Origin of the sequence: Bradyrhizobium sp. (assembly GCF_028868675.1) — a bacterium.
Taxonomy (GTDB): domain Bacteria; phylum Pseudomonadota; class Alphaproteobacteria; order Rhizobiales; family Xanthobacteraceae; genus Bradyrhizobium.
Genome location: NZ_JAGWUA010000261.1, coordinates 1 through 5,337 on the forward strand (window position 1 = coordinate 1; position 5,337 = coordinate 5,337).

3 protein-coding genes are annotated in these 5,337 nt (G+C 69.7%); 1 reads left to right on the forward strand and 2 read right to left on the reverse strand.

The genetic code is table 11. From position 1 onward, the window contains the following. Both KGM94_RS23050 and KGM94_RS23055 read right to left on the reverse strand, forming a co-directional pair. A partial coding sequence (locus tag KGM94_RS23050; protein WP_300264444.1) for an AsmA-like C-terminal region-containing protein occupies positions 1–3,432 on the reverse strand: 3,432 nt, incomplete at its 3' end. A 154-nt stretch (positions 3,433–3,586) separates the two neighbouring features. After that, positions 3,587–4,819 (reverse strand): cytochrome P450, encoded by a 1,233-nt coding sequence (locus KGM94_RS23055; protein WP_300264446.1) that lies wholly within the window; start codon positions 4,817–4,819, stop codon positions 3,587–3,589. 133 nt (positions 4,820–4,952) lie between these two features. Between KGM94_RS23055 and KGM94_RS23060 the strand changes: the two genes are divergently transcribed. Continuing rightward, on the forward strand, positions 4,953–5,337 hold a 385-nt coding region (locus KGM94_RS23060), incomplete at its 3' end, for a TetR/AcrR family transcriptional regulator (protein ID WP_300264447.1).

A 5,337-nucleotide genomic window follows, 5' to 3' on the forward strand; every position in this document is an offset into this window, starting at 1 on the left:
CGGCGCGCGGCGGGGATCGCGGCCCGGCAGCGGCACGTCGGTGAGCGGCTGCTCGGGGGCGGGCTCGGGCGACACCAGCGTCGGCAGCGCCGCGGTCGCCGGCGGCGGCTCGCCGCGCTCGATCGCGTCCAGCCGCCGCGTCTCGCGATCGATGGTACGGACCGCAAGCCACGACGACAGCGGCGTGAGATCGATGGTGCGGCTGAGCTGGTCGGGCGTGCCGGCCGCAAAAATCTGGATTTCCGGCGGGCTGCCGGAGAGGCCGACCATCAGCGGGGTCAGGCTCGCGCGGATGTCGGCCTGATCGGCCGGGATGTCATAGCCGCCCGAGACGATGGCGCGGGCGTTCCTTGCTTCCAGCGTGGTCGCGCCGACGCGCAGGCGGCCGTCGCGGATCGTGAACGGGATCTGCGCCGAGCCGATCGCGAGCGGCCCGCCCGCCAGCGCCGGCTCGACGAGCTGCCGCAGCCGCGCATCGTCCGTCACCTGCCCGCCGTCGCTGGCGCGGATCGCGACCTCGAAGGCGCGCGGGTTGAGGCCCGCGATCTCCGCGGAGTCCAGCGTCACGGTGCCGTTGCCCGCGAGCGCGCCGGTCAGCGCGGCGACGCTGCGGCCCTGGCTCGACAGCGCCATCTGCGCCGACACGCGGCCCTTGGACATCGCGAGATTGCGATAGCGCAGCGCCGCCGCATCGACATTGGCGAGCTGGAGGTGCGCGTTCATGGACAGGCCGCTGGCGCCGGTCCGTGCGTCGATGCTCGCGGTCATCTCGCCGCCGCCGATGCCGCCCTTGAGCGCGTCGAGCGTCAGCGCCTGGCCGTCGTTCCTGATCGTGCCGCTGAACGGGCGCAACTCGAGGCCGCCCGGCAGCACGCCACGCAACGCCTGGAAGGCAACCTGGCCGCGCCAGCCGCCGAGCAGCCCCGAGGTGAGCGGCTCGCCTGCACCGTGACCCGCGGCGCCGATGGCGACTGCGAGGGCTGGCGCGACATCGAGCGTGTCGAGACCGACCTCGCCGTCCACGCTCTTCTCCTGGTCCAGCGTGATCGCGAGATGGCCGCGCAGGCGCGAGCCGGAGGCGGTCGAGTCGAGATCGTCGAAGGTGAGCCTGTTGCCGGCGAGCGTCACACGCGAGGACAGGCTGACGGTCCGTGGCTTGTCCGACGGGCTGATCCCGAACAGCGGCGCCAGGTTGGCGTTGCGGACGCGCAGATTGACGCCGGCCTTCGGCTCGGACGCCGACAGCTCGGCGCTGCCCTGGGCATCCGCATCCAGTCCGCCGCCGGAGAGTTTTGCGCTCAACTGCAGCGGCCGCCGCCACGCTCCGCTCACCTTGCTTTCGAACGTCGCGGCCCCCTCGCCCGCCGCAACCGCGCCGTCGAGGCCGAGCAGCGCCAGCATCGCGCCGGCCCGCGGCGCCGACCAGCTCGACTCCAGCGTGAAATCGCTGTTGCGGAGCTTGTCGAGATCGATGCCGCTGACCGCGGCCACCGGCGCCTGCGCGGTCAGCGTCGCCGTGCCCTTCAGCTGCGGCGCATCGAGCGCGAGCACCGCGCGCGCGTTGCTGCGCTCGGCCTGGTCGGCCGCCCGCTCCAGGCTCAGGTCGAGATTGAGACGCGTCGGACCCGGCGAGGCTTCGATCGCATCGAGCCGGGCGCCGACGAAGGGCGCGATCGGGTTGACGAGCGCCGTGAGCTCGCGAAGCGAATTGGCCGACGACGTCAGCGTCAGCCGTCCGGTCGCACGGATCCGGTCGAAAGCGCCGCTGGCATCCGTCGTCACGCCGCTTGCCTGCGCGAAGTGCAATCGCTCCAGCGACAGCCGCGCCGGGCTGTAGCCAAATTTGGCCGCGAAGGGCTGCAGCTCCTGCCCCGCCGAGATCGCCCGGCCGACGTCCAGCGACAGCGCGGCCTCATCGGGCCATTCGCCCTGCGGCCCGGCGAGCGAGCGCACGAAGGACGCGGCCGCGTCGATGTCGAGCCGGTCGGCCTTCAGCTCCGCCTCGACGCGCGAGCCCCGGGTGGCGGCGGTCTGCGCGAATGCGATCCGCCCCTCAACCGCGCCGCCGTCGATCTCGGCCTTCAGTCTCTCGATCGCGAGATGATTGGGCGCGACCGTGACGTCGCCGGCCAGCCGCAACGGCTTGCTGCTGCGGCGGTTGACCTCGCTGCGGCCCTGCAGCCAGGCGGCCAGCGTGTCGGGATCGGAGGATTCGATGCTGAGCCGGCCGCTGAAGCGGTCCGAGCCCGGCGCCGCGCCGTTCAGCGCGACCTGCGTCGATCCCGGCGCGCGCAGGTCGAGCCGCCGGAAGGTCCAGGATTTGCCGTCCGTGTTCAGCTCTGCCGTGATGTTCTGTAGGGGACGCCCGCCGAGCATGATCTGCTCGGAGCTGAAGTCGATCTGCGCCGGGATCGGCGTCTGCCGGATCGCAGCCAGCGCGGCGCGCAAGGCCGGCAGGATGCGCAGCGGCTCGCCGCCATTGTCGCGGCCCGCGAACTTGTCGGCATCGAGCTGGCGTGCCGACAGCACCGCGCGCAGCAGCGGCGCGGCGCCGAATTTGAGATCGGCGACGCCGGTAGCCTTCAGCGCCGTCTCCTCGGCGCCAAAGCTCGCCTCGACCTGGTCGAACCGGGCGCCGGCGGGATCGGCCTTGAGCTTCGTGACGAGCTTCCACGGCGTCGGCTCGGCGGCCTTGTCCTTGGACGGGGGCACTGCGAGCGTCATCGCGCCGTCGAAGCGCGGCACCCGGCCGTCGAAGGCGAGCACGCCCTCGAGGTCGGCCGCGATCGCGCGCTCTCCGGGATCGATCGTGAGATGGATGCGGGTGGCGCTGCCGTCGGCGCTCGGCCCGGAGGATATCTTGAACGGATAGCGCGTGCCCGACACGGTGACATTGCCATCGCCGCGCACGGAGCCGGCGAGCGAACGGACGTCGCCGGAAAACGCGATGTCGTTCAGCTCCAGCGTCGAGCGGCTGCCGGCGTCATGCAGCGCGACGCGGCCGGTCAGGTTCAGCCGTTCGATGGCGAGCGAGGCGAGGTTGAAGCTGCCGCTGGCGGTGGACGGCAAATCGACCCGGCCCTTGGCGTCGAGGCCGAGGTCGACGGCCATGCCGTTGACCGTCAGTTCGGTGGCGCGCCATTCGCCGCGCATCAGCGAGCCGAGGGCGAACTCGACGTCGAGCTTGTCGGCCTTGAGCTTGCCGAGGTCGTTGTTGCCGCCGAAGGTCACCGCGCGCAGCCGCAGCGTCGGCGTCGGCAAGAGCCGCGCGTCGAGCTCGCCGCCGACCCGCACGGGCACGCCGATGATCCGGGTCGCTTCAGCCTCGAACTGGGGCCTGAACTGGTTCCAGTCGATGAAGTAAGGCCCGATCAGCGCGGCGAGCAGCGCAACGATGAAGGCAATTGCCAGTCCGAGCAGCGTCGTCTGCACGGGTCTCCCCTCGGCCAATCCGGCGCACGGCACGGCGTCAGCCGTGCAGGGCCAAGCCCGCAGCAAAACCGCGCCGGAACAGCCCCTTATATAGGGGCAAGTGTGGCGAAGTCACAGCGTCCGATGCGCGCGGAGGTTAACGCGGGCCGCCCCGTCACCAGCTCGCCGGCAGCCGCTTCAATCCGCGCAGGACGAAGGTCGGCCGCCATTCGGGATTCTCGACGTCGTCGATCCGCAGGTCCGGCAGCCGCCGCAGCAGCGTGGCGATGGCGATCTCGGCCTCGATCCGCGCCAGTTGCGCGCCGAGGCAATGGTGGATGCCGCCGCCGAAGGACAGCGGCCTGACGTTCTGCCTGGTGACGTCGAGGCGGTCGGGATTGTCGGGATAGACGGCCGGATCGCGGTTGGCCGAGCCGAGCAGGCACAGCACGGTCTCGCCCTTCGGAATCCGCTTGCCGCCGAGATCGTCGATAACCTCCAGCGCGACGCGTCCGGTGAGCTGCACCGAGGAATCGTAACGCAAGAATTCCTCGACCGCGTTGGCGGTCAGCTCGGGCTTCGCCTTCAGCAGCGCCAACTGATCGGGATTGCGATGCAGCGCCAGCAGGCCGTTGCCGATCAGGTTGACCGTGGTCTCGTGGCCGGCACCGAACAAGAGGATGATGTTGGCGGTCAGCTCCTCGTTCGTGAGCTTGTTGCCGTCCTCCTCGGCCTGCACGAGCTGGGTCGTCAAATCGTCGCCCGGATTCTTGCGGCGCAATTCGAACAATTGCTGAAAGTACATCTGCGCCATCAGGTTGGCGGCGTTGCCCTGCCTGATCTCCTCGGGCGTCAGCGGCACTGGATCGAGCAGCCGGCCGCCGTCGCGCGAGCTCTTGTAGAAGACATCGCGATGCTCCTCGGGGATGCCGAGCATGTCGCAGATGATGGTGACCGGCAGGCGAAAGGCAAAGTCCTCGATCAGGTCCATGTGGCCCCGGTCCATCACCGCGTCCAGGGTCTGGTCGACGATTTCCTGGATCCGCGGCCGCATGTCCTCGACCCGGCGGGCGGTGAAGGCCTTCACCACCAGCCCGCGCAGGCGGGTGTGGTCGGGCGGATCAGCCTGCAGCATCCAGTGGCTCATGCTGCGGAAGACCGGCTCCTGCATGATCTCCGGGCCGTAACGGCGCTTGGTGCGCTCGACATAGTCCTTGCCGAAGCGCTTGTCGCGCAGCACGAGGCTCGCCTCGGCGTGACGGCTGGCGAGGAAGGCGCCGAACGGCGTCAGATGCATCGGATCAGTGGCCCGCAGCCGCTCGTAATGGGGATAAGGATCCCGGATGAAGTCCGGCGAGAGCGGATTGAAGAGCGGAGCGCTCGTTGCGGCCGGTACATGCTCGTTCATGGTGACCTCAAACCGATTGCCGCCTCGAAACGAACACGCCGGCCCCTCCCCGGCCCCCCGCAGCGTGCCATCCCAAAATCATTCAACTCGATACATTGTTGTATCGAGTTGAATTCTGAACTAAAATGCATGAATGTCAAGGGTGAGGACCAGACCGACTCGCGACGACACGCGCGACAAATTGTTCGATGCGGCGGCGCAGGTGTTCGAGGAACAGGGCATCGGCGGCGCCAGCATCGAGGCGATCGCGGCGGCGGCCGGCTTCACGCGCGGGGCGTTCTACTCGAACTTCAAGAGCAAGGACGAGTTGATCATCGCCATGCTCGAGGATCACGTCGACCAGTCGATCCGGCGCAATCGCGAGCTGCTCGCCCGGCACACCGATCTCGACGACTTCATCGCGGCGCTGCGCGCCATGGACCGCGGCCGGCAGGATCCGCTCGGCCGCTCGCCGCTCCTGCACATGGAAATGATCCTGTACGTGGCGCGCGCCGAGCAGCGCCGGCCGGAGCTCGCAA

Bases quoted from the DNA above. Each gene is read 5' to 3' on its own strand.
- KGM94_RS23055 (WP_300264446.1), bottom strand. From the start codon at position 4,819: ATGAACGAGCATGTACCGGCCGCAACGAGCGCTCCGCTCTTCAATCCG.